This window comes from Agrobacterium sp. ST15.13.013 (genome assembly GCF_027956525.1).
In the GTDB taxonomy this organism is placed as follows: Bacteria; Pseudomonadota; Alphaproteobacteria; order Rhizobiales; family Rhizobiaceae; genus Agrobacterium; species Agrobacterium salinitolerans.
Genome location: NZ_JAQKGP010000025.1, coordinates 34,437 through 58,308, shown reverse-complemented (window position 1 = coordinate 58,308; position 23,872 = coordinate 34,437). Strand labels below are relative to the sequence as shown.

The following is a 23,872-nucleotide window of genomic DNA, read 5'->3' as shown; positions in this document are numbered from 1 at the left end:
TATCGACCGGCTATAGCCGAAGAAAAATAGCGGGATATATGCGCCGACTCGCCGGCTGTGTTGATGAAGGCTAGCTCGCGCGATCGTGGCCGTACATGCGGAGCCTTTTAACTAGCATCGTTGAGAAGGTGGCGCGTTTGTGATCCTTAATCCCGCCTGCCGTGTTCATGAGCAGATCCGTCAACAGCGCATTCGTTTTTCTGCAATGCACTTGAAGAAGCCGATTGCCGTGATATGGCGCCGTGTCCAGTAAGATTGCCAATCTCTGCGCCGGCGGGAGGGGCCTATTCCCTCGACCATCAGCGACATTTAGATCGCGACAAGTAGCGTCACCTCGCAAAGTTGGAGAAAAAGAGGGTGGCTGTATTTGATCCGCTGGGCTGGCAGGGGCGCTAGCGTTGGCGCTCGTTCATGCAGCCAACCTGCATTTCAAGTGTTGCAAAAGTAATAGATTAGCAGTGGAGACGCCCTTTTCATCTGAGTAAGGTTAGCGTGATTGAAGAAAAATGGAGCTTCTCATGCCGTCCAGCAGCCAACGAACACCTCCCCGAGAATCTGAGTCTGCTCGGGTGAAGAGTGATCCTGCGTCACCAAACCGAAACCTACCTTCCGATGTACTTGCAAAAGTTGCTACCTACGTTCCAACCCAGGATGTGGTCGAAACCGCACGAGATCTCGGAAATCTAGAGCGAACTGGCTCCGCAGGTCGCGAAGCTTTACGTCGAGGCCCTATCGGAATTTATCACGCTCGCGTGAAAAGGATTGGTACATCGGCAAAAGCAGTCTTCGATACAATCATCCCTGGGGAGCAATTGCCTGATTGGCAGGTGAACCGGCCATCTGAAACGGCAAGAACGCGGGCGGTAGGACCACTTCTGAAGTTTCAATCTGAGGCTGGAAAAGCACGATTCACAACCAACATCCTGAACCTCCCTCAGCCTGATCAGTGCGACGCAATTCTGAGCGTGATAAAGCATCTGGACGATCTTGGGGAAGTCAATAAGACGCGCTTAATCGAACGTTCGATCGAAATCTTGCAGCTTGATCCCCCTCTTACTTGGAACCAGGGTCAGAAATGCCCCGCCGCAGACGTATTGGTCCAGGGCGAGAAGCACTTAAACGACGACCAAAAAACTCGGGTACAACACGAGAGGAACAATCGCCCGGAGCTGCTGCGCCTGTTCCGCCGGGCTGTCGCAGACTTTGAGATTGAAAAAAACATGGCGGCGCATCCCCGCAGGTATCAAGACGCGAAAGAACCGGAGGTGAAACCTATCGACGAGGTGATTGACATAATCGAAAGATATAGTCGATCGGTCGTGACGAGAGGGCCAAATGCTATCGGCCTTCTGACGGCACACGAGAGTTTCGTCAAGAACGTCGGTGATGCCTACACCCGTACGCGCGCCGAATTCGATTCATCCTCCCGCGATCGGGACAGATCGGCATTGTCACGGTAACTCTCGGCAGCCGTTCCGTGTTGGCGTGAGTGGAGGGATTACAAGGTGACTTGTCCCCGCTGTGCTCCAGGTTTCATTCGTGTTTGGTGCAGTCAATCGGCATCGGCCTCGTTGCAAGCTGTGCTGGTCCGAGGAATGAGGATTGATTGGCACCCGGAACGGCTTTTCCAAGGGGAAAACGCCAGCCGCAATCCGCAGTAGGGGCTTTCATCGTGAGATTGACATAGGACAAGGCTCGACCGGAGATGTAGAACAGGAGCGCGTGGGCGTGCTGCCCGACGCTCGGGTCGTGCGTCCCAATAGCCAGCCTTGGATTGCTATCGGAGCCGGAAAATCCAACACTTTGTTTGTGTACTTTTCTACCACAGCACTGAATGGTGTGCCGTCCTGCAGCTTCAACACGGCACGATGTTCGAGAAGAAACGGTGGCAGGACCAGTGGTCCTCTCCGGTTCGCAGTTAATTCATTTCCCATGTCCCAGCCTTCTGGTAGAGGAGACCAAAGCAGATTGGAAGATAGGTTGGTGCGGGTGAAGTTAAGAGACTGAACGGCCCTGCCGAACGCTATATCACTGGTGCTCAACGCGTTATTCATTTCCATTGTCAGTCTCGCCGGAACATACCAGTTGTCGGCTTCTGATAGTACGCGATTTCCGCAAACCAGGCGAACGCGGCGATAAGCGATAGGCTCCTCTGATCCCACGGCAAGAAGTTCTCGGATACTGCTATCGGCGGGCGTGTCTTGTACGCGCACGCGCTGGGCAACGATCTTGGAGTCTTCCGGGGCGAGTTTGTGCGCGGCACACCAGCGATCGAGCGTCAAGGTGGCGCTAGGATTTCCCAGGAGATTTGCATTCAAGGTCTGGAGAACTGCGAGCGCCTCGATCCGAGCGGTTGGTGTGTCCGGCCATGGAGAGGCGGTGGAAGATTCTTGTGCCAAGGTATTCGCGGCCAGCACGAGCGCTATAGTCGATGCGATTGCTGTTACCTGCACAGACTTTAAGCAAAAATTCGACATACTGAATTACTCCCTGGATGTGCGTGGGCGAGTTGAATGTTGATCTTGGGGAGGACTGGAAGCATCGCTGTTCGCGGAGTGGCCAGCGGGGCAGTTTGTTCCGGCTTTCGTGTCTGCTCATGCATCTTCCGCCGGCCGCCCAATCGTTCTGATTGTCCACCGTTGAGTTCAGCTCGTTTGGTGTACTGGAACTTCTAGCGTTCCTTCGAGGTTGGTTAAATGTCAATCGTGTTACAAATGTAAAGCATTGCCTTCGGACGCGTTGCCGTTGGATGTCATACCGAAAAAACTACGTTGGCTTCTCATTACTTCAGGAAATTCGAGTGCACTTTGTTTCGGATTAAGACGTAGATGTATGTACCAAACGGCTTTCCCCCGGTCAGTCGCCCACTCCCACCGCATTGACATGGCAATTTCTGCAGTCGGTTATTGTATCACGACAAGCCATACCGCTTTGAGGCGCCAAGGCGTCGTTGGAAGTCGTCATCTCTCGACATTGGCAATGGGGTGCGGGTAGCTTTGGAACATTTGATCTGAATCCGCGTCAGGCGCGGCGCATTCGTAAACGAGAACCGATTCAAGCGTCGCCGCCTTGAACTCCTTCGGCGAGTGGCCGCCATCAGTTCTCATCATCGTCTTTTGCTTTCGAAGTGAAAGCTTCATATTGCTGTAGTGGATAAAAAAATTCACATCCGTAGGCAAAGTCCAAGAGCAACTGTTGAAAAAATGATCTTTGTAGCGCAACGGTTGGTCCCTCGATCTCTGAAGCGGTTGGCAATCTTGTCGATTGCGTGCCGTCGACACCAGCCGGCTCCAGATCCGAGCGGCTGTTTGCAGTACCTGGTTTTTCGTTCAGGCTCATGGTTCAGTCTCCTTGTACAGCTTTCACCCCCTATGCAATCTGAATGTGCTAAAATGATTTGCCGTGGGAGAAGGTCAGTTTCAGCTGTAATCCAACGGGGCTGGATGAATGCGGCTCGCTCTGCATTAGAGGCAGATATTGGTCCGAACCTGCTCGCAAAGTCGGGACAATCCCTTGTTTGCCAAACACTGTCGAGAGTGGTCCTCGCCGGTCGCCGTCAGGGGCCGCGTCTAAACGATAATCTGCGATCCCAGTTCAACAACCCGGTTGGCAGGAAGGTGAAAATAGTCTGATGGGAGTGAGGCCGCATTCGCAAGGAGGATGTAGAACCGGTCCTGCCAGTAGGGCATGCCTGAATTGGCGTCCGGCACCAGCTTGCGCCGGCCGAGATAGAATGAGGTCGACATGATGTCGAACTTCAGTCCGGCCTTGCGCAGCGTCGCGAGCGCCTGTGAGACGTTCTGCGATTCCATGAAGCCGAACAGCAGTTCGACGCGCGAGAAACGCTCGGAAATCTGCTCGACCTTGTAACGGTCCTGACTCGGCACACGCGGCTTGTTGACCGTGCGGATCGTCAGGATGACGTTGCGGTCGTGCAGCACGTGATTGTGCTTGAGATTGTGCAGCAGGGCGGCGGGTGCGGATTCCGGATCGCTGGTCAGGAAGATCGCCGTGCCGGGAACCTGGGCCGGCGAATGTTCGCTCTTGCGCTCGATCGAGCTGACGAAGGAGGCGAGCGGAATATCGGTGTGGCGGGTCTTTTCCATCAGGATCGCAGTGCCGCGGCGCCAGGTCCACATGATGACGGTAAAGGCCGTGGCGATCAGGATCGGGATATAGCCGCCGTCGTGGATCTTCAAAAGATTGGCGCCGAGGAAGATCAATTCGAGTATGACCAGCGGCGCCAGCGCGATCACCGCAACCGGCAGCGACCAGTTCCAACGGGCGCGAACGAATTCGAAGGCCATGATCGAGGTGACGACCATGGCGCCGGTGACGGAGATGCCATAGGCGGTCGCCAGCGCGTCCGAGGTTTTGAAACTCAGGACCAGGAAGATGACGCCGATGAACAGCACGGCATTGACCGAGGGCACGAAAATCTGCCCGGTATTGGTTTCCGAGGTGAAGAGGATTTCCCTGCGCGGCAGGAAGCCAAGGTTGATGCCCTGGCGCACCATCGAGAAAGCGCCTGTTATAACAGCCTGGCTGGCGATGATCGTCGCCGCGGTCGCCAGGATGACAACCGGCAGCAGCGCCCATTGCGGATACATCAGGTAGAAGGGATCCGACATCGTCTCCGGCTTGCCGAGCACGAGTGCGCCCTGCCCGAGATAGTTCAGCGTCAGCGACGGGAAGACCAGCAGGAACCAGGCCCACTGGATCGGGCGACGGCCGAAATGGCCGAGATCGGCATAAAGCGCCTCCGCACCCGTCACCGTCAGGAAGACGGCGCCGAGCACGACGACGCCGTAGAAGCCCTCATGCAGCAGGAAGCTGACGGCATAGTAAGGATTGAAGGCGGCAAGAATGCCGAAATCGTCCGAGATATGCGAAATGCCGGCGGCGGCCATGACGAGGAACCAGACGGCGGTGATCGGGCCGAAGAATTTGGCGACGGCGCCGGTGCCGCGCGATTGCACGACGAAGAGCAGCGCCAGGATCACCACCGAGATCGGCACGATATATTCCGAGAGCCTGGGCGTGACGAGCTTCAGGCCTTCGACCGCCGACAGCACCGACAGCGCCGGCGTGATCATCGCGTCGCCGAGGAAAAGCGCAGCCCCCAAGAGGCCGAGCAGCATCAGGATGGCGGTATGGCCGTTGGCGGTCTTCATCAAAAGAGCAAGCAGCGACAGCGTGCCGCCCTCGCCTTCGTTGTCGGCGCGCAGCAGGAAGAGCACATATTTGATGGTGACGATGATCGTCAGCGCCCAGATCATCAGCGAGATCAGGCTGATGACCTCGAAACGGGTGAGCCCGTCATGGGCCACCGGCTTCAACGCCTCGCGAAAGGCGTAGAGCGGGCTGGTCCCGATATCGCCGTAAACGACGCCGATGGAACCCAGCGTCAGATAGAACAGCTTTTTCGGCGTCATCTGGGATTCGGTCGGATGGCTTTCTGCGGACATGATTTCAACAGGCTCTTCGGAGCCCCAGCCTCCTTTTCCCGCATCGTTTAAAACGCAACAAAGGCTTTCGCAACGGCGTTGGAAAATTGACCGGTCGAAGAATTCTTTGATGATGCAGGCGTTTCTTTGAGGCCTTATCTCATGATCTCAACAGAGCTGAAACGTCGGATCGAGCTTCATCTGTAACGCTCACAAAGTTGCAAATCCGTTCGGCAAACTGATGCGCTGATCGAGGACCACTCGGGCTCTTAAAGCGACGAGTTTCGCAGGGGCGGCTTTCAGAATTGCCGATCGCAGACGCGGCGGCATACCAAGCCGCTTTGAACGACTTCAAATCGCGCGCTTCGCTGAGGACGTCAAATTTGATTTCATTTGTAACAGGGGACCACGCGTCGATTGAAATCCGAAGCGCGTTCAACATAAAAACATCGGGAAGACTTCCTTTTGAAACGTTTGGGTCAGCCTGTCATGTTCGTGCGTTCCGATGCTCTCTCCCGTATAAAGCCTTCTGCCACTATCGTTGTCTCGCAGAAGTTTCGCGAGCTTAAAGCTGAGGGCAGGGACGTGGTCCGCCTCAATATAGGAGAGCCGGATTTCGATACGCCCGACAATATCAAGACGGCCGCCATCGACGCGATCAACCGCGGCGAAACGAAGTACACGCCGGTGTCCGGTATCCCCGAGCTGCGCAAGGCGATCGCCTCCAAGTTCAAGCGCGAAAACGGTCTGGAATATTCCTGGGAGCAGACGATCGTTGGCACCGGCGGCAAGCAGATCCTGTTCAACGCCTTCATGGCGACGCTGAACCCGGGCGATGAAGTCGTCATCCCGGCGCCTTACTGGGTGTCTTATCCCGAGATGGTGGCGCTTTGCGGCGGCACGCCGGTTTTCGTTTCGGCCACCCAGGAGCATGACTTCAAGCTTCAGCCGGCGGATCTCGAAAAGGCGATCACGCCGAAGACCAAGTGGTTCATCTTCAACTCGCCGTCCAACCCGACGGGTGCGGCCTATACGCATGCGGAGCTGAAGGCGCTGACCAACGTGCTGATGCAGCATCCCCATGTCTGGGTGCTGACCGACGACATGTACGAGCACCTGACCTATAGCGACTTCAAGTTCGTCACGCCCGTTGAAGTCGAGCCCAGCCTCTACGACCGGACGCTGACGATGAACGGCGTCTCCAAGGCCTATGCAATGACCGGCTGGCGTCGGCTATGCCGCCGGCCCGCTCCAGCTCATCAAGGCCATGGACATGATCCAGGGGCAGCAGACCTCGGGTGCGACGTCGATCGCCCAGTGGGCGGCTGTCGAAGCGCTGAACGGCACCCAGGACTTCATCCCGGCGAACAAGAAGATCTTCGAAGGCCGCCGCGACCTCGTCGTCTCCATGCTGAACCAGGCCAAGGGCATCGTCTGCCCGGTGCCGGAAGGCGCCTTCTACGTCTATCCGTCCTGCGCCGGCCTGATCGGCAAGACGGCGCCGTCGGGCAAGGTCATCGAGACGGACGAGGATTTCGTTTCCGAGCTTCTGGAATCGGAAGGCGTTGACGTCGTTCACGGCTCGGCCTTCGGCCTCGGCGCGAACTTCCGCATCTCCTATGCGACGTCGGAAGCGCTTATCGAGGAAGCCTGCCGCCGCATTCAGCAGTTTTGCTCGAATTGCTCGTAAGAGCGTATCCTCCAGAGGTTATTTTATGAATGGTAGAGTTTCTCAAAAAGTGTCGGAAGAGTCCGGGCCAATGATATCGGCGTCGATCGACCCAGACAACGTTAGTATCGCGGACTTAGATCGGTTCGGCCACGCTATTTTTAAAGAATGGCGGCCGAAGCGGCCCTTCCTCCGCAGGCAGGACGGCGTATACCTCGTACTTAGGGCGGACGATGTATTGGGCTTAAGTAGTGACCCTCGGACCCGTCAGATAGAGACGGAACTGATGCTCAATCGGGGGGTCAACGAAGGAGCGGTCTTCGACTTCGTTCGCTACAGCATGCTTTTTTCAAACAAGGAAACCCACAGCAGGCGTCGCTCTCCTTTTACTCGGACTTTCGCATTCCGGATGATTGAAAATCTACGTCCGCAAATAAGGCAATTGACGGAGATCCTTTTTCGAGATTTGAAGGAGCTTGGTTCCTTCAATTTCGTGGGGGAATATGCTTCAAAGCTCCCAGCCGTTACGATAGCCAGCCTGTTAGGCCTCCCGCCAAGCGACATTCCCTATTTTACTCAACTCGTCTATCGCGTTGCTCGCTGCCTGAGCCCTTCATGGCGGGATGCCGACTTTCCGGACATCGAAAAATCAGCGGTCGAGTTTAAGAACTACGTGCAAGCGGTAATTGACGATCGCCGAACGGATCCGCGTGATGACTTCCTCTCATCCTACATAAACGCAACGCGAGAAGCGGAGGATCTCTCGCCCGTCGAAGGCCTAACCCAGCTGATGCTTATCATCTTGGCTGGAACTGACACGACCAAAACCGGCCTCACTGCACTGACCGGACAGCTTTTGCAACATCGACAGGCATGGGACGCACTGTTGAACGATGGTACTCTCGTGGCCGCCGCCGTCGAGGAGGGACTGCGCTTTGAGCCTCCAGTCGGATCCTATCCCCGTTCAACACTGGCAGATATTGATCTTGACGGGTTCATACTACCCAAAAATAGTCTTCTCGCACTTTGCACCATGTCCGCGCTAAGAGACGAGAAACACTATGTCCACCCTCAACTTTTCGATATTCATCGCAAGCAGATGCGCTGGCATATGGTATTTGGCACCGGTGAACATCGATGCCTTGGGGAAGCGTTGGCTCGTTTGGAATTGCAAGAAGGACTTGCTACGGTGCTTAGACATGCTCCCAATCTCTCGATTGAAGGTGAATGGCAGGCGGTACAGGGTCATGGAGGTGTGCGCCGAATTGCGGAGATGAGAGTTGGCTTCAATCGAGAAAATTGAAGCGAGTTGCTTTCTCTCGTTGGCTGATGGGAAGAAAGCGCATAGGAGTCGCCGCCAAATTCTTGTCGGACCAGCTTGGTTTGTTCGGTCGGTGTTTTTCACCGTGGATGCGGAGTAATGAGAAACTGGGTCAGACCACTGGGCTCCGTTGATTCCGCGAAATCTGCTTAGTTGGATTGGCTGTCAGAAGGAGAGGTGACCGCATGATTTGGGATCATTTATCACCTTCCCGAAGGGTTCTGCTTGATATCAAATCGTGGTCTGTATTGGTACTGGTAATTGCCTCGATATCTTTTGCGGTTCTGGCCATAGGATCTTGGCAAGACAACGAAAGCAACGAAGCGATCCTGACAGAGCTGCAATCGATCGACGTGGATTGCGCGATGCTGCAGCGGAATGTGTTGCGTGCTCACGCCGGCCTTCTTCGGAATTACCATCCTCTTATCGTCCCTCTGGGGCGACTGCGCACGAGCGTCGCAGATTTACAGCAGCTTTTTAGGCGGGCGGGCCTCGACGGGGCCGGTGAATTTTCTGAATTGCTGGCGCGGGTGAAGAGCTCAGTAGATGCGACCGACGCAGCCGTTGCAGCGTTCGGTACGCAAAATGTAATGTTCCAGGATTCGTTGGCGACCTTTAACCAGTCGATAGCTTCGCTTCCGAGGTCTTTGGATACGAGGGATTTGAACTCGCTAGAAGTCGCTGAGTTGGGCTATCTGATGCTCCAGTTTTCGTCTCAGCCAAATTTCGAGTTTGCACGGGAAATCAACCAACGTCTCGACCGGCTTCAGGTTTCGGCGAACGGGGATAAGGCAGGCGTCAAGGAGATCGTTCGCAGTGGGAGGATTATCCTGACTCTACTGCCGCGATTGAAAGACACCGTTGGAGTGATCCAAACTTCTGAAACCATCGACAACACGAAGAAGTTGCAGCGAGCATACCTTGAAGCTTATAGCTTGGCCAGCGCGGGTGAACAGCGGGTACGGGTCTTCCTCGGCGCAGTTTCGGTTTTCTTTTGCTTTTGCATAATTTCCCTAGTCCATAGGTTACATCTGCGAACCAAGGTGTTGACGAGACGACTGGACTTCGAAGAAGTGATCAAAAAGATTGGGCTTTGCTTCGAAGATGCTTCAGAAGCAAAACCGTCGTTGGAATCCTCAACGAATGCCGCGTTGGGAATTATCCAATTATTCTTTGAAGCTCATCAATGCGCGCTGGGACTGGTCAACATCAATGAGAATGACGTTGGCGTCACCTTTTTTGGAAGCACTCCTGCGCCAGAGTGGAACGAACAACGGGTGCGCGAAATTGTTTCCACGGTAGGGGCCGAGGACGGCGGGCGGATTTTCCGAGCCTATCCTCAACGAAAAGCGAGCTGCTTCGGTGAGGACTCTCCATTTCTGTGGGTGCTGCTTGCGTTCAAGGTATCCGATCGAATAGTCGCTGTCTTTGGCCTGGGATTTGATCGAGAGCATCTACAGACGCCGACCGCACGTGAAATGCAGCTGATGGAACTAGCGGCTGCATGTGTTAGCCACTATGCGGTCATTCGGCGCAAGCAGTCCCAGCGAGATATTCTGGAACGTCGTTTGAAACATGCGGAACGGCTTGAAGCAGTTGGTACGCTTGCCGGCGGCATTGCGCATGAATTTAACAACATTTTGGGTGCAGTTCTGGGTTACGCGGAAATGGCACACAACGTTCTGCGCCGTCGTACTCATGCTCGAGACTACATCGATCACATCATTTCTGAAGGCAATCGAGCGCGGTTGATTGTCAACCAGATCCTTGCCCTTAGTCGAAAGCGGGATCGAACAACAAAACCATTCGATCTTTCGGAGTTAGTGACCGTGATCGCGCCGTCGTTACGTGTTGCGTTGCCTCCGGGCGTCGAGCTCGATTTCAAATATCAGAGCGCTCCAATGGTTATCGAAGGAAACTCACTTGAGGTCGAGCAAATACTGATGAATTTGTGCAAAAACTCTGCTGAAGCATGCCGAGAGTTAGGGCGTGTGGAGGTCAGCGTTAGGAGGTCTGTCGTACGGAAACACAAGGTTCTTACAAACGGTACTATTCCCACCGGCGAGTATATCCTTCTTTCAGTTGAGGATAACGGCGCAGGCATAACAGAGGCGGTATTATCGCACATTTTCGAGCCTTTTTTTACTACCCGCGCCCGCAGCGGTGGCACGGGCCTGGGATTATCCACGGTTCACGGTCACGTTAGCGCGATGGCTGGTTACATCGACGTGGTATCAACTGTCGGCAGAGGTACGCGCTTCGACGTCTACTTGCCACCTTCGTCGAAGCAGCCGGTAAATTCAGAGAGTTTTTTTGACCCTGGAAGAATCCCGCTTGGGAACGGCGAGATTGTCGCGGTGGTCGAACCCGACTTAGCCACGCTGGAAATGTACGAGGAAAAGATCGCGGCGCTGGGCTATGAGCCAGTCGGCTTTAACACGTTGGATGGTTTAATCGACTGGGTGTTGGAAGGAAAAGAACCTGATCTTGTTCTAATTGATCAACCGTCTTTGCTGGATGGAGACGGTGCAGGGTCCTTAATCTCAAAGCTGGCAAAAGCGCCCATCATCATTATTGGCGAAAACCAGAAAAATGTTCCCCTTTCTGCGGATCGCGAGGGATCTGCCCGTTTTTTGGAAAAGCCGATTTCAGCAAAGACTCTCGCCTATGTCGTTCGTGCGAATATCAGAACTGAACGAATGGTCGGCTCGAATAGCAGCGGAATCGTGATTGCGTCATAAACCGATACGCCCTCTGAACAGAAGCCGGCCGCACAACGCGATTGCTTATTAATTTAATCCCCAGTCGCGGAATCAGCCGGTCAGTCCCGACATCCGCAACAACGCAACTCCGGTTGCGGCTGCAATCACCGCCAGTGATATACAGGCAAAAAACCGGTAAACCTGCTCTTTTGATGTTAAGAGGAGATGGATCGAAGCGATCATCAGAAGGAAAATCGTCGCAAGTGCGCCATACGCCCAATACTCGTTCGAATAAAGCCATGTTCCCAAAGCCAACAGACCGCAAACAAAAAAAACGAGTTCGAGCTTTTGCAAGACAACACCTCAAAAAGATCTCGTTGTGATCCTAGGACATCGGTCTCGCAGGTCAATACTGCGATCGCGTTTCATGCAACGGACTTGATGTATCTGCCGCGCGGCACTAGGAGACGTGAGGAACGGCCCCCTGTCTAGGGTGCAGTCGGTGCCGATCTCCGCTTCGGGGGCGCTTTGCGAAATCTCCTGCGGCTGCACCATCCTCCGCGCCAGCCTGCGAAAATTTTCGAAAACCGCCGCTATGGTGAATTCGCTCTCATGGCCTAGGGATCACCGCTTGGGCCGCCGATTCCCTCGATTCAAGAAATCAAACGGCTTCGCTTCGATGCTTCAAATGAAACCGAGAGGTAAGATAATAAAATCAGAAAGTAACAGACACCTCCCATAGTCGCGACTGTTAGCGATCGAGTCATTTCATGCTGACCAAGATCATTGCGATACAGTGGGGAATAAACAATGCGGAAGACGGCAGGATCTTTCGGGATCATTTTTCTGATGGTCCAGCCAAGCAAAGCTGCGCCGCTCTCGTTCGCTGAATTTAACCAACTCGCTCGCGAATGCGCACCTTCAGTCGCTCCATCGACGCTTGGAGCGATTGCGAAGGTTGAAAGTCAGTTTGATCCGCTCGTGCTGCATGACAATACCACCGGCGAAACTTTACATGGCAAGAATCCGGCGGATGCTACGCAAAGCGTAAACAATCGCGTCGCAGCAGGGCATTCAGTCGATGTAGGCCTAATGCAAGTGAACTCGAAAAATTTCGCGAACTTGGGCTTGACTGCCGGCAATGCAATCAACCCTTGCGTGTCCCTGTCGGCGGCGGCGGACCTGCTCGTACGGCATTATAGTGGCGGCGACACGGTAGAGTCAGAACAACTTGCCATCCGGCGAGCAATTTCGGCTTACAATACCGGCAACCCGACACGCGGCTTCGCGAACGGCTATGTGCGGAGGGTCGAAGTGGCGGCTCAGCTACTCGTCCCCCCGCTGGCTCAGTCGGGGAAAAAAGGCGACCGTGATGAGCGGAGTCCAGAAGAACCCTGGAACGTCTGGGGTTCATACGACCGCTCCCACTCAGCAGTCGGTTCGTCCGCGCCGCCAGAGGCGCAGCAGCCGAATGAGCGCAAATCCCCCGAACAAGATCAAGTTTTCGAACCGAATGATGGAGATGCACCATAATGGCATGGCTTGAAGGATACCGCGCACCGTCGAAATTCCGTGGCCTCTGGCACAGAGCTGTGCGCCTGCTGGCTCCGCACGTGCCGAGCGTCACCGGCGCGATCGGCTGGAGCTTGTTTTTCTGCGAGCCAGCTGCCGCGCAGGCCGCTGGGGGCACTGACCCCGCCACCATGGTCAACAATATCTGCACGTTTATTCTCGGTCCGTTTGGTCAATCGCTCGCCGTTCTTGGTATCGTAGCCATCGGGGTATCGTGGATGTTCGGCCGAGCTTCCCTTGGTCTGGTAGCAGGTGTTGTTGGCGGGATCGTTATCATGTTTGGAGCCAGCTTTCTCGGCCAAACACTGACAGGGGGCGGGGGATGAATGCCGATCTTGAAGAAGCCACACTCTACTTGGCGGCAACGAGACCTGCATTGTTCTTTGGGGTACCGCTGACGCTTGCTGGAGTTTTCATGATGTTGGCGGGGTTTCTCATCGTTGTTGTGCAGAACCCCCTCTATGAAATTGTTCTCTTGCCGCTGTGGCTTGGAGCGCGGCTCATCGTAGAGCGGGACTATAACGCGGCAAGCGTGGTCTTGCTGTTTCTCCAGACGGCAGGGAGAAGCGTTGACGGCCATGCGTGGGGCGGCGCGAGCGTCAGTCCCAACCCCATCAGAGTGGCGTCGCGAGGAAGAGGAATGACGTAATGTTCGGAGCAAGCGGACGGACCGAGAGATCTGGGGAAATCTACCTGCCTTACGTAGGGCACCTCAGCGACCATGTCGTTCTTCTAGAGGACGGTTCCATCTTGACCATGGCGCATATCAGTGGCCTTCCCTTCGAACTGGAGGAAGTAGAGGTCCGAAATGCGCGCTGCCGTGCCTTTAACACGCTCTTTCGCAATATTGCCGATGATAACGTCTCAGTATATGCCCATCTCGTCCGTCACAACGATGTGCCAGTACCGCCGGTACGCCATTTTCGCAGCACCTTCGCGTCAAGCCTAAGCGAAACGTTCGAGCGGCGTGTTCTGTCTGGTAAACTGTTTCGAAACGACCACTTCCTCACGCTCATTGTCTCTCCTCGCACCGCTCTCGGTAAAGTGGGAAGCAGATTCACCAGGCGCTATGGGAAGAACCCAGGCGATCTTGCGCATCAGATCCGACATCTGGAGGATCTTTGGAACGTTGTCGCTGGCGCGCTTGATGGGTATGGACTTCGTCGACTTGGCATCCGAGAAAAAAATCAGGTGCTTTTCACGGAAATTGGTGAAGCCCTTCGCCTGATAATGACTTGTCGTTTTTTACCGGTGCCGGTCGTTAGCGGATCCCTCGGCGCCTCAGTTTATACCGACCGGGTCATCTGCGGCAAGCGTGCCCTCGAGATTAGAGCGCCGAAAGATCGTTACGTTGGATCTATCTTTTCATTCCGCGAGTACCCGGCAAAGACGCGGCCCGGAATGCTTAACACACTCCTGTCATCAAGTTTTCCGCTCGTTTTGAGCCAGAGTTTCTCTTTCCTCACACGTGCACAGGCTCACGCCAAGCTCAGCCTCAAATCGAACCAGATGACTAGCTCCGGTGACAAGGCGGTCACCCAGATCGGTGAACTCGCCCAAGCAGAAGATTCATTGGCCAGTAGCGAATTCGTCATGGGTTCGCATCATCTCAGCCTTTGTGTCTATGGCGATGATCTCGATACCCTTGCCGACTATGGTGCGCGAGCCCGCACGAGCTTGTCGGACGCGGGCGCGGTTATCGTGCAGGAAAGCATTGGAATGGAGGCTGCATACTGGTCTCAGCTTCCAGGAAACCACAGATGGCGTACCCGTCCCGGAGCGATCACTTCACGCAACTTTGCCGGCTTGGTTTCATTCGAGAACTTCCCTATCGGAAGGAAGTCGGGCCATTGGGGAGGTGCGGTTGCTCGTTTCCGTACAAACGGCGGGACGCCCTTCGATTATATTCCGCACGAAAACGACGTGGGCATGACCGCGATCTTCGGGCCGATTGGCAGGGGAAAAACGACACTTATGACCTTCATCCTGGCGATGCTTGAGCAGAGCGTGGTTGACCGCAGCGGGACGATCGTTTTTTTCGATAAGGATCGTGGCGGTGAACTGCTTGTGCGCGCCACCGGGGGCACGTACCTCACGTTACGACGAGGTGTCCCAAGCGGCCTTGCACCTTTGCGCGGCCTAGAGGATACGGCAGCGGCGCGGGACTTTCTCCGCGAGTGGATCGTGGCGCTGATTGAAAGCGACGGCAGGGGGGGAATTTCGCCGGAGGAAAATCGCCGCTTAGAGCGCGGTATCCAACGGCAACTTTCGTTTGAGCCTAACATGAGATCCCTTGCGGGCTTAAGGGAGTTCTTATTGCACGGGCCCTCCGAAGGTGCGGGAGCTAGATTGCAGCGGTGGTGCCGAGGCAACGCTCTTGGCTGGGCGTTTGACGGCGAATCGGACGAAGTGAAGTTAGATCCTTCGATTACGGGCTTCGATATGACCCATCTCCTCGAATATGAGGAGGTATGCGCGCCGGCCGCAGCATACCTTTTGCATCGAATAGGAGCGATGGTAGATGGCCGACGCTTCGTCATGAGCTGCGATGAGTTTCGTTCCTACCTGCTTAATCAGAAATTCGCAGCAGTCGTCGACAAGTTCCTGCTGACCGTCCGGAAGAACAACGGAATGTTAGTTCTTGCGACGCAGCAACCCGAGCACGTACTTGATTCACCATTGGGCGCAAGCCTCGTAGCACAATGTATGACCAAAATCTTCTACCCATCACCCACTGCAGACCGCTCTGCTTACATAGACGGGTTGAAGTGCACCGAGCGAGAATTTCAGGCTATTCGCGAGGAGATGGCGATTGGCAGCCGCAAATTTCTGCTGAAGCGCGAGAGCGGAAGTGTTGTGTGCGAATTCGATCTGCGCGACATGCCGGAATACGTCGCCGTACTATCCGGGCGTGCCAATACGGTGCGTTTTGCCCAGCAGTTGCGCGAGACGCATGGAGAGGAACCCTCTGCCTGGCTGGAAAAATTCATGACGCGCTACCATGAGGCACAGGATTGATCTGGAGTTCGAAGTCATGAATATTACGAAGCTCGTAATAAACGCACTTTTCATATGCCTTGTTCTGTCGGGGACTGCCAAGGCGCAGTTTGTTGTCAGCGACCCTGCAACGGAGGCCGAAACGCTGACGACAGCGATCAATACTGCGGCGAACCTCGAGCAATTGATCACGATGGTGACAATGTTGACCTCGCCCTTTGGCGTCACCGGCATGTTATCAGCGATCGACCAGAAAAACCAATATCCCTCTGCCGGCCAACTCGACAAGGAAATGTTTTCGCCGCAGATGCCTGCTTCGACAACTGCGCGTGCAATTACCTTAGATGCCGATCGCGCAGTCGTGGGCGACGACGCTGAAGGAAATCTTTTGCGACAGCAGATTGCAGGCGCCGCAAATGCTGCCGGTGTCGCGGCTGACAATCTGGATGCAATGGACAAGCGCCTTGCGGCAAATTCTGAGACATCGGGCCAGCTCTCCCGCTCACGCAATATCATGCAGGCCACCGTCACCAACGGTTTGCTTCTCAAACAGATCCATGACGCAATTATTCAAAACATTCAGGCGACCAGCCTGTTGACGATGACCACCGCACAGGCGGGGCTGCACGAGGCGGAGGAGGCGGCGACCCAACGAAAGGAACATCAGGCAACTGCGCTTATATTTGGCGCCGCTCAACTGCACTGATCCGCTACTGTTCATTCAGGGCCCTCTTTCTCCGTAGAAAATCGAAGCTAAATCCAGGTAAGGGCAATGAATTTTAGCATTCCTGCGCCTTTTACGGCGATACATACGATATTCGACCTCGCCTTCACCGTCGGGCTGGACACGTTGCTTGGGGACATTCAACGGGCAGTCAGCGCTCCTCTCGTGGCCTGCGTGACGCTATGGATCATTGTCCAGGGCATCCTCGTAATGCGTGGGGAAATGGACGCACGGGGCGGAATCACCCGGGTAATCATGGTATCGGTAGTTGTTGCTCTTATCGTTGAGCAGGCGGAATATCATGATTACGTTGTCTCGGTTTTCGAGGATACGATTCCGAATTTCATTCAACAGTTCGGTATCAGTGGGCTTCCTTTGCAGACGATTCCTGCTCAGCTCGACACGATGTTTTCACTCACGCAAGTAGCCTTTCAGAAGATTGCTTCTGAAATTGGGCCGATGAACGATCAAGACATCCTCGCCTTTCAAGGCGCACAATGGATTTTCTATGGAACGCTTTGGACTGCGTTTGGAATCTACGATGCCGTCGGAATCCTCACCAAGGTGCTATTGGCGATCGGTCCATTGATGCTCGTTGGCTATCTCTTCGATCGCACTAGAGACATGGCCGCGAAATGGATCGGCCAGCTCGTCACTTATGGCATACTTCTGCTTCTTCTAAACATAGTGGCAACTATCGTGGTTCTGACGGAAGCGACGGCACTCGTGCTAATGCTCGGGGTTATCACTTCTGCTGGCACAACGGCGGCCAAGATAATAGGCCTCTATGAACTCGACATGTTCTTTCTGACCGGCGACGCCTTGATCGTCGCTCTTCCGGCAATCGCCGGGAATATTGGAGGGAGCTATTGGAGCGGTGCGACGCAAACGGCCGGTAGCTTAAATCGCCATTTCGCCCGGACAATCCGCCGTTAGTCCCAGCTTCACAAATGGAGGATTTCCTTGAAGTACTTTCTATTGTTTTTGATCATCGGCTTGGCGTCTTGTCAGACAAGCGATCAGTTGGCGACTTGTAAGGGGCCTATTTTTCCGCTGAACGTCGGGCGATGGCAGCCTGCTCAGTCGGACCTTCAGCCTACCAACGCAGGAGAGGCTAATGAACGGCTCTGAATACGCGCTGTTAGTAGAGCGGGAAGCATTGGCGGACCACTATAAGGAAGTAGAAGCATTTCAGTCTGCACGTGCTAGATCAGCTCGGCGAATCTCTAGAGCCTTGGCTGCTTTGGCTGTCATTGCAGTCGCAGGAAACGTGGCGCAGGCCTTCGCTATCGCCGTCATGCTTCCGCTGAACAAACTTGTTCCAGTATATCTGTGGGTGCGCCCAGACGGTACAGTTGACAGTGAGGTATCTATTTCGCGGTTGCCGGCGACGCAGGAGCAAGCGGTCGTGAATGCGTCTCTATGGGAGTATGTTCGTCTGCGGGAGAGCTACTCGGCGGATACAGCCCAATACGCCTATGATCTGGTCTCGAGCTTCAGTGCCCCAACGGTGCGTCAAGATTATCAGCAGTTCTTCAATTACCCCAGTCCTAGCTCCCCCCAAACCATCATTGGTAAGCGCGGAAAGCTGGAAGCCGAGCACATCGGCTCAAACGAACTTATGACTGGCGTCCAGCAGATCCGCTACAAACGCACTCTCATCATGGAAGGGCAAGCTCCAATAGTAACCACCTGGACCGCAACGGTACATTATGAAACGGTAACTAACTTGCCCGGCCGATTGAGGCTGACAAATCCAGGCGGCTTAATCGTTACCTCCTATCAAACTTCGGAAGATACCGTTTCGAACACGACGCGGAGCCAGCAATGATCAAGAATTTGTTTCTGGGCCTGGTTTGTATCCTCTTTGTAACCAGCGGCGCGAACGCGGAAGACACGCCAGCGGCAGGCAAACTGGATCCACGTATGCGCTATCTCGCCTACAATCCCGATGAGGTTGTGCACCTTTCAACCGCTGTTGGAGCCACATTGGTCGTAACATTTGGGTCCAATGAAGCGGTGACAGCCGTCGCCGTTTCCAACAGCAAAGATCTCGCTGCGCTCCCACGCGGCAATTATCTGTTTTTCAAGGCCAGCAAAGTGCTGCAGCCGCAGCCTGTGATCGTCCTTACCGCAAGCGACGCAGGAATGCGGCGCTATGTTTTCAGCCTCGCGACCAGAACGATGTCTCGGCTCGATAAAGAGCAGCCTGACCTCTACTACAGCGTACAGTTCACTTATCCTGCCGACGTTGCCGCTGCTCGCCGAAAAGAAGCGGAGCAGAGAGATCTTGCGGATCGGATGCGGGCGCAAGCACAATATCAGCGTCGAGCCGAGGACTTGCTCGAGCGTCCGCCAGCAGGTGGCAGCACAGATGCGAAAAATTGGAGCTATGTCGCGCAAGGAGACCGCTCGCTATTACCGCTCGAGGTTTTCGACAACGGGTATTCCACGACATTTCGCTTTCCCGGAAACGTGCGTGTACCTTCAATCTACGTGATTAACCCAGATGGCAAGGAAGCCACGGCCAACTATTCAGTTAAGGGAGATTACGTTGAAGTAGCATCAGTTTCCAGGGAATGGCGTCTGCGGGACGGCCATACAGTACTTTGCATCTGGAATAAGGCATATGACGCCGTCGGACGGAAGCCGGGCACTGGCACAGTCAGACCCGATGTAGTGCGCGTGCTGAAGGAGACGAGGTGATGGAGGACGTGAATGCCCAATCCAGAGAAGGTATCGACGCGCCCGGATCCCTCGTCACCGATCCTCATGGCCGGCGCCTCTCGGGGTCGCAAAAGCTCCTTGTTGCGGGTTTAGTCCTGGTACTGTCGTTGAGCCTCATTTGGCTCGGGGCGCGTTCAAAGAAAAGGACCGAGCCGTCTCCACCAAACACAATGATCGATGCCAACACGAAGCCCTTTCGGCCGGCCCCGATTGATATTCCCGCCAAACCGGCAATGACACCGCCAGCTGCGGAAGCAACGGTTTTGCCGTCGGATCAACATCAGCGAGAACACAACGAACTGAGGCCCGAAGAAACACCGATCTTTGCCTACAGCGGAGGTGATCAGAATGGTGTCAAATCCGCCCCACACGCTGATATTCAGAACGGTGGCCAAGACAATAGAAACGCCAACTCCCTAGCCGCGTCGGAGGATTCTGCTGAGAACGATCTCTCTGTGCGCTTGAAACCGACAGTGTTGCAGCCTAGCCTCGCTATACTTTTGCCGCACCCAGATTTCACTGTTACGCAAGGAACGATCATTCCCTGCATACTGCAAACCGCCATTGATACAAATCTGGCAGGGTATGTGAAATGTGTACTTCCTCAAGACATACGCGGAGCAACCGGAAATGTTGTGCTTCTGGATCGCGGAACGACAGTTGTCGGCGAAATCCAGCGTGGACTGCAGCAGGGAGACGCCCGCGTTTTCGTTCTCTGGAATCGCGCGGAGACGCCCTCACACGCCGTCGTCTCTCTTTCCTCCCCGGGGGCCGACGAACTCGGCCGTTCCGGACTGCCGGGTACGGTCGACAATCATTTCTGGAAACGCTTTAGCGGGGCCATGCTCCTGAGTGTCGTCCAGGGCGCAGTCCAGGCGGCAAGTAGCTACGCAGGGAATTCGACCGGCGGGACCAGCTTCAATAGTTTCCAAAACAATGGCGAACAAGCGGCCGATACGGCCCTAAGGGCGGCCATAAACATTCCCCCAACCTTGAAAAAAAATCAGGGTGACACGGTCTCGATCTTCGTCGCGCGGGATTTGGATTTCTCAGGAATCTACCAGCTTCATATGACTGGTGGATCGGTGAAACGTCGGCATCTGCGCTAATGCACAGATAGCCAAAGCTGCGAGATGCATCCAATGGAAGTAAATCCGCAATTGCGCGCCCTTCTTAACCCAGTCTTGCAATGGCTCGATGACCCGAGGACTGAAGAAGTTGCCATAAACGGACCGGGAGAAGCCTTTGTACGCCAAAGTGGCGTCTTCACGAGGTTCGCCGCACCGTTCTCTTATGATGATCTCGAAGACATCGCCATTCTAGCAGGGGCATTGCGAAAACAAGATGTCGGCCCCCGCAACCCTCTTTGCGCTACCGAGCTCCCAGGTGGCGAGCGGATGCAAATCTGCTTGCCGCCAACGGTACCCTCTGGCACCGTGAGCTTGACAATTCGACGACCGAGCAATCGTGTCTCTGAATTGGGGGAAGTCTCGGCTCGCTACGATGTTCGTCGATGGAATCAGTGGCAAATCCGGACGCAGCGACGAGATCAACTAGACGAAGCGATTCTGCGCGACTACGACAATGGCGATCTGGAATCATTTTTACGTGCATGTGTTATCGGTAAGCGGACGATGTTGCTTTGTGGGCCGACCGGAAGCGGCAAGACCACGATGAGCAAGACCTTGATCAGTGCTATTCCGCGGGAAGAAAGGCTGATAACCATTGAAGATACGCTCGAACTCGTCATTCCACATGAGAACCACGTCAGACTGCTCTACTCCAAGAGTGGGGCAGGGCTAGGTGCAGTGACTGCGGAACAGCTGCTCCAGGCAAGCCTTCGGATGCGGCCTGACCGAATATTGCTCGGTGAGATGCGCGACGACGCGGCGTGGGCGTACCTGAGTGAGGTGGTCTCAGGCCACCCCGGATCGATTTCAACCATACATGGGGCGAATCCCGTCCAAGGCTTCAAAAAGCTGTTCTCACTTGTGAAGAGCAGTGTGCAGGGGGCATGCTTGGAAGATCGCACACTGATTGACATGTTGGCAACGGCAATCGATGTCATTGTTCCCTTCCGTGCTTACGGCGATGTTTACGAAGTGGGCGAAGTATGGCTCGCCGCCGATGCCCGCCGACGCGGTGAGACGATAGGGGATCTTCTAAACCAGCAATAGAGCCGCACGGAGGTCTGCTCGCGCAGATTTTAAAGCGTTACAAGTGTAGCGCGCTGCAGCAACTCCTGTCATCAATCTGAAACCTTCCGTTAGCATTTTTGTCATGCACGGCTTGGCCGAAATTTTGCCGAACTACCCTCATAGTGAGAGAAAATGATCAGGTTGAGGCTGAGACGTACATCCTCTGCTTGCACGAATCTATCGATTCTGCAGAATCCCATACGGAGGCGAACTGGTGAAACATGTTCTTGTCATCGATGACGATGCCGCGATGCGCCATCTTATTACCGAGTATTTAACGATTCATGCCTTAAGGGTCACCGCGGTATCAGATAGCCAGCAATTCAACCGGGTACTTGCATCAGAGACGGTCGATGTCGTCGTCGTGGATCTCAATTTAGGGCGTGAAGACGGACTTGAGATCGTTCGCAGTCTCGCCACAAAATCCGATGTTCCAATTATAATCATCAGCGGTGATCGCCTTGAGGAGGCGGATAAAGTGGTGGCGCTCGAGCTGGGAGCAACGGATTTTATCGCGAAACCTTTCGGAACGCGCGAGTTCCTAGCACGCATCCGTGTCGCATTACGCGTGCGACCGAATGTCATGCGAACCAAAGACCGGCGTTCATTTTGTTTCGCCGGCTGGACACTTAGTCTCAGACAGCGGCGATTGGTATCCGCACAAAATGGCGAGGTGAAGCTTACGGCAGGGGAATTCAATCTGCTCGTCGCTTTCCTGGAAAAGCCACGCGACGTGCTTTCCCGAGAACAGCTCCTCATCGCGAGCCGAGTGCGTGAGGAGGAAGTATATGACAGAAGCATTGATGTTCTCATTTTGAGGCTCCGCCGAAAGCTTGAGCAGGATGCAGCGAGCCCAAACTTGATCAAAACTGCCAGGGGTGCCGGCTATTTCTTCGACGCTGATGTGGATGTTTCCTATGGAGGTCTGATGGCGGCCTGAAGCAGCGACGCATATGCCTTTTTCGATCTGATCCTAGGACGCGGACTCGTTAATTGAAGCGATCCAGATTCTCGTCGCGGCAAGTTTGAGCCCGGCAAGGTAGTTGTCAGCACGTCTGTCGTATCGTGTTGCCAGACCACGCATCTGTTTGATGGTTGAAGAAACGCTCGATCAGATTGCGCTGGCGATAGACCCAACGGCTGAAACTGAAGGTCTGTTTTCGGTTGGCCTTGGCGGGGATGTTTGCCCAGCATTTGCGTTGCTTGGCGAAGTTACGGATCGCGTCGGTGTCATAGGCCTTGTCGGCAAGCAGTGTCGTTCCGGGCCGAATGTCACTCAGCAGCTTTTCGGCCATAGGAGCATCGGCGGCCTGACCGGCGGTCAATGCCAGTCGAACCGGCAAACCATCAGCATCGACGAGCGCGTGGATCTTTGTCGTCAGGCCGCCACGCGAACGTCCCATGCAAGGATCGGCAGATCCCCCTTTTTTTCGTTTGCACCATGCTGGTGAACGCGGACGCAGGAAGAATCGATCATGACGATCTCTCCGGCATAATGCCTTGAAACAGCGCCGGGAAGGCGATCCCAGACGCCTGCCTTGCGCCAGCGAGAGAAGCGATTGTAGAGCGTCGTGCGCGGACCATAGCGCTCCGGTACATCACGCCAGGATGAACCTGTCCGGAAACGCCATAGGATACCATTGATCACCCGGCGGTCATCCACGCGCTCAACTCCACGGCTGTTGGTCGGCAGCAAAGGGGCGATAACCGCCCATTCCTCGTCGGTCAGTTCGTGACGGCGCATAACAATCTCCTTTCCAGGAAATTGAATCACACAACGTCATCAACATGAACCCCGTTATGGGGACACAGCCTAGAGTGAGCTGGCTGTGTTGTAGCTGGGTAGGGGCTGCCTCATTGCCTGCTGTCGAATACAATACCGCCGTCAAGTGACCGGCCTCATCATATTAGCGTTCTTTTCTTATCTTCTCTTCGGCAAAGAAAGATGCAAGTGCGGCCGTAGCCAGTTTGTGGCCAAAAGCCCTGGCGGTCTCCAATCTCAATGGATCAAAGTGATTGCGTGCGACTTCTAACAGCGATACCGGGAACATGCGAGAAGTCAGGACAACGATAGGTTTTTCGACTACTTTTGAGATCGGGTAGCTTTGAGGCCCCGTGCTAAATGATCCGTCCGCCAACATGTTCTCAAAATCGGCGAGCGCACGGCGCAAGATCATCTGCAGCGCCTTGGTAGCGCTGTACTGCAGAATCAAGTTGTCATATATCTTCGATACCTCAGGAGCGGGGGGGCGTGCCGAAAGAAAGACCTGGACTTTTTCCGGCGGCGCAGTCGAACTCAAGGCGTCCGCCGTTAGCATTGATTGCCGATCGAAGTTGTCACGACGTTTGGCGGCGATAGGAGGCGCTGGTCGTTTTTCCTTTCCGGCTCTTTCAGGTAATTGCGAAGGCGCCAAGTTTTGCGAGGAAAGAGCTGGGATTGGGTGAACGATCGGTCGCGCGGCAGCAAGCCGTCTTGCTTCACCGACAGACAAAGCAGGTTTGCGGATCCCCATCT

At 54.8% G+C, this 23,872-nt stretch carries 20 protein-coding genes and 2 pseudogenes; 16 read left to right on the top strand and 6 right to left on the bottom strand.

What is annotated here, in order from left to right; translation table 11 throughout:
* Window positions 1–518: 518 nt before the first annotated feature.
* The gene (locus PL597_RS21180) at window positions 519–1,460 is read left to right on the top strand and encodes a hypothetical protein (RefSeq protein WP_077768177.1); all 942 of its coding nucleotides are present in this window, start codon (window positions 519–521) and stop codon (window positions 1,458–1,460) included.
* Between the two features lie 207 nt (window positions 1,461–1,667).
* Here PL597_RS21180 and PL597_RS21175 read toward each other — a convergent pair whose 3' ends face one another.
* The 3 genes from PL597_RS21175 to PL597_RS21165 all read right to left on the bottom strand — a co-directional run bounded on the left by PL597_RS21175 (window position 1,668) and on the right by PL597_RS21165 (window position 5,468).
* Entirely contained in the window at window positions 1,668–2,477 is an 810-nt protein-coding gene (locus tag PL597_RS21175; protein WP_010900336.1) for a hypothetical protein, read from the bottom strand.
* A 619-nt stretch (window positions 2,478–3,096) separates the two neighbouring features.
* Window positions 3,097–3,339, bottom strand: coding sequence for a hypothetical protein (locus PL597_RS21170; RefSeq protein WP_142843418.1), 243 nt, complete (start codon window positions 3,337–3,339; stop codon window positions 3,097–3,099).
* A gap of 230 nt (window positions 3,340–3,569) precedes the next feature.
* The gene (locus tag PL597_RS21165) at window positions 3,570–5,468 is read right to left on the bottom strand and encodes a potassium transporter Kup (RefSeq protein WP_012476026.1); all 1,899 of its coding nucleotides are present in this window, start codon (window positions 5,466–5,468) and stop codon (window positions 3,570–3,572) included.
* Window positions 5,469–5,936: 468 nt separating this feature from the next.
* Between PL597_RS21165 and PL597_RS21160 the strand changes: the two are divergent.
* From PL597_RS21160 to PL597_RS21150, 3 genes and pseudogenes are all read left to right on the top strand, one after another.
* Window positions 5,937–7,137: pseudogene (locus tag PL597_RS21160) on the top strand (pyridoxal phosphate-dependent aminotransferase).
* Between the two features lie 25 nt (window positions 7,138–7,162).
* A complete protein-coding gene (locus PL597_RS21155) occupies window positions 7,163–8,419 on the top strand; it encodes a cytochrome P450 (RefSeq protein WP_234886495.1) in 1,257 nt (418 codons plus the stop codon).
* Between the two features lie 203 nt (window positions 8,420–8,622).
* Window positions 8,623–11,178, top strand: a complete 2,556-nt coding sequence (locus PL597_RS21150) for a two-component system VirA-like sensor kinase (RefSeq protein WP_010900341.1) — start codon at window positions 8,623–8,625, stop codon at window positions 11,176–11,178.
* Window positions 11,179–11,250: 72 nt separating this feature from the next.
* On the opposite strand, the gene PL597_RS21145 is transcribed toward PL597_RS21150, so the two are convergent.
* Window positions 11,251–11,493 carry a hypothetical protein gene (locus PL597_RS21145; RefSeq protein WP_077768110.1) on the bottom strand — a complete coding sequence of 81 codons (243 nt, stop codon included), beginning with the start codon at window positions 11,491–11,493 and terminating at the stop codon, window positions 11,251–11,253.
* Between the two features lie 456 nt (window positions 11,494–11,949).
* Between PL597_RS21145 and PL597_RS21140 the strand changes: the two genes are divergently transcribed.
* The 12 genes from PL597_RS21140 (at window position 11,950) to PL597_RS21085 (ending at window position 22,297) form a co-directional block, all read left to right on the top strand.
* Complete coding sequence (locus PL597_RS21140; RefSeq protein ID WP_010900342.1) at window positions 11,950–12,672, top strand: type IV secretion system lytic transglycosylase VirB1; 723 nt, start codon at window positions 11,950–11,952, stop codon at window positions 12,670–12,672.
* Window positions 12,672–13,037, top strand: a complete 366-nt coding sequence (virB2, locus tag PL597_RS21135; protein ID WP_010900343.1) for a pilin major subunit VirB2 — start codon at window positions 12,672–12,674, stop codon at window positions 13,035–13,037. Before PL597_RS21140 ends, virB2 begins: the two co-directional genes overlap by 1 nt.
* Window positions 13,034–13,360 (top strand): type IV secretion system protein VirB3, encoded by a 327-nt coding sequence (locus PL597_RS21130; RefSeq protein WP_010900344.1) that lies wholly within the window; start codon window positions 13,034–13,036, stop codon window positions 13,358–13,360. Before virB2 ends, PL597_RS21130 begins: the two co-directional genes overlap by 4 nt.
* Window positions 13,360–15,729: a VirB4 family type IV secretion/conjugal transfer ATPase gene (locus PL597_RS21125; RefSeq protein WP_077768109.1), complete on the top strand. Its 2,370-nt coding sequence runs from the start codon at window positions 13,360–13,362 to the stop codon at window positions 15,727–15,729. The genes PL597_RS21130 and PL597_RS21125 overlap by 1 nt, the downstream gene beginning before the upstream one ends.
* Before the next feature lie 16 nt (window positions 15,730–15,745).
* A complete protein-coding gene (gene virB5 / locus PL597_RS21120) occupies window positions 15,746–16,414 on the top strand; it encodes a pilin minor subunit VirB5 (protein ID WP_012476031.1) in 669 nt (222 codons plus the stop codon).
* A gap of 66 nt (window positions 16,415–16,480) precedes the next feature.
* The gene (locus PL597_RS21115) at window positions 16,481–17,368 is read left to right on the top strand and encodes a type IV secretion system protein (RefSeq protein ID WP_010900347.1); all 888 of its coding nucleotides are present in this window, start codon (window positions 16,481–16,483) and stop codon (window positions 17,366–17,368) included.
* A 27-nt stretch (window positions 17,369–17,395) separates the two neighbouring features.
* Complete coding sequence (locus tag PL597_RS21110; RefSeq protein WP_010900348.1) at window positions 17,396–17,563, top strand: type IV secretion system lipoprotein VirB7; 168 nt, start codon at window positions 17,396–17,398, stop codon at window positions 17,561–17,563.
* On the top strand, window positions 17,550–18,263 hold the full coding sequence (locus PL597_RS21105; RefSeq protein WP_012476032.1) for a type IV secretion system protein VirB8: 714 nt from the start codon (window positions 17,550–17,552) through the stop codon (window positions 18,261–18,263). The genes PL597_RS21110 and PL597_RS21105 overlap by 14 nt, the downstream gene beginning before the upstream one ends.
* Window positions 18,260–19,138, top strand: coding sequence for a P-type conjugative transfer protein VirB9 (gene virB9 / locus PL597_RS21100; protein ID WP_012476033.1), 879 nt, complete (start codon window positions 18,260–18,262; stop codon window positions 19,136–19,138). The genes PL597_RS21105 and virB9 overlap by 4 nt, the downstream gene beginning before the upstream one ends.
* Window positions 19,138–20,268, top strand: a complete 1,131-nt coding sequence (virB10, locus tag PL597_RS21095; protein WP_012476034.1) for a type IV secretion system protein VirB10 — start codon at window positions 19,138–19,140, stop codon at window positions 20,266–20,268. Before virB9 ends, virB10 begins: the two co-directional genes overlap by 1 nt.
* A 33-nt stretch (window positions 20,269–20,301) precedes the next feature.
* On the top strand, window positions 20,302–21,336 hold the full coding sequence (gene virB11, locus PL597_RS21090) for a P-type DNA transfer ATPase VirB11 (protein WP_012476035.1): 1,035 nt from the start codon (window positions 20,302–20,304) through the stop codon (window positions 21,334–21,336).
* Between the two features lie 235 nt (window positions 21,337–21,571).
* A complete protein-coding gene (locus tag PL597_RS21085; RefSeq protein ID WP_012476036.1) occupies window positions 21,572–22,297 on the top strand; it encodes a response regulator in 726 nt (241 codons plus the stop codon).
* Window positions 22,298–22,403: 106 nt separating this feature from the next.
* Here PL597_RS21085 and PL597_RS21080 read toward each other — a convergent pair.
* Together PL597_RS21080 and PL597_RS21075 are read right to left on the bottom strand one after the other, a co-directional pair.
* Window positions 22,404–23,101: pseudogene (locus PL597_RS21080) on the bottom strand (IS5 family transposase).
* Between the two features lie 163 nt (window positions 23,102–23,264).
* Window positions 23,265–23,870 carry a conjugal transfer protein VirC2 gene (locus PL597_RS21075; protein WP_010900354.1) on the bottom strand — a complete coding sequence of 202 codons (606 nt, stop codon included), beginning with the start codon at window positions 23,868–23,870 and terminating at the stop codon, window positions 23,265–23,267.
* Between the last annotated feature and the right edge of the window lie 2 nt (window positions 23,871–23,872).

Coding starts and splice junctions, on each gene's coding strand:
- PL597_RS21180 (WP_077768177.1), top strand. CDS start 519: ATGCCGTCCAGCAGCCAACGAACACCTCCCCGAGAATCTGAGTCTGCT.
- PL597_RS21175 (WP_010900336.1), bottom strand. CDS start 2,477: ATGTCGAATTTTTGCTTAAAGTCTGTGCAGGTAACAGCAATCGCATCG.
- PL597_RS21170 (WP_142843418.1), bottom strand. CDS start 3,339: ATGAGCCTGAACGAAAAACCAGGTACTGCAAACAGCCGCTCGGATCTG.
- PL597_RS21165 (WP_012476026.1), bottom strand. CDS start 5,468: ATGTCCGCAGAAAGCCATCCGACCGAATCCCAGATGACGCCGAAAAAG.
- PL597_RS21155 (WP_234886495.1), top strand. CDS start 7,163: ATGAATGGTAGAGTTTCTCAAAAAGTGTCGGAAGAGTCCGGGCCAATG.
- PL597_RS21150 (WP_010900341.1), top strand. CDS start 8,623: ATGATTTGGGATCATTTATCACCTTCCCGAAGGGTTCTGCTTGATATC.
- PL597_RS21140 (WP_010900342.1), top strand. CDS start 11,950: ATGCGGAAGACGGCAGGATCTTTCGGGATCATTTTTCTGATGGTCCAG.
- virB2 (WP_010900343.1), top strand. CDS start 12,672: ATGGCATGGCTTGAAGGATACCGCGCACCGTCGAAATTCCGTGGCCTC.
- PL597_RS21130 (WP_010900344.1), top strand. CDS start 13,034: ATGAATGCCGATCTTGAAGAAGCCACACTCTACTTGGCGGCAACGAGA.
- PL597_RS21125 (WP_077768109.1), top strand. CDS start 13,360: ATGTTCGGAGCAAGCGGACGGACCGAGAGATCTGGGGAAATCTACCTG.
- virB5 (WP_012476031.1), top strand. CDS start 15,746: ATGAATATTACGAAGCTCGTAATAAACGCACTTTTCATATGCCTTGTT.
- PL597_RS21115 (WP_010900347.1), top strand. CDS start 16,481: ATGAATTTTAGCATTCCTGCGCCTTTTACGGCGATACATACGATATTC.
- PL597_RS21105 (WP_012476032.1), top strand. CDS start 17,550: ATGAACGGCTCTGAATACGCGCTGTTAGTAGAGCGGGAAGCATTGGCG.
- virB9 (WP_012476033.1), top strand. CDS start 18,260: ATGATCAAGAATTTGTTTCTGGGCCTGGTTTGTATCCTCTTTGTAACC.
- virB10 (WP_012476034.1), top strand. CDS start 19,138: ATGGAGGACGTGAATGCCCAATCCAGAGAAGGTATCGACGCGCCCGGA.
- virB11 (WP_012476035.1), top strand. CDS start 20,302: ATGGAAGTAAATCCGCAATTGCGCGCCCTTCTTAACCCAGTCTTGCAA.
- PL597_RS21075 (WP_010900354.1), bottom strand. CDS start 23,870: ATGGGGATCCGCAAACCTGCTTTGTCTGTCGGTGAAGCAAGACGGCTT.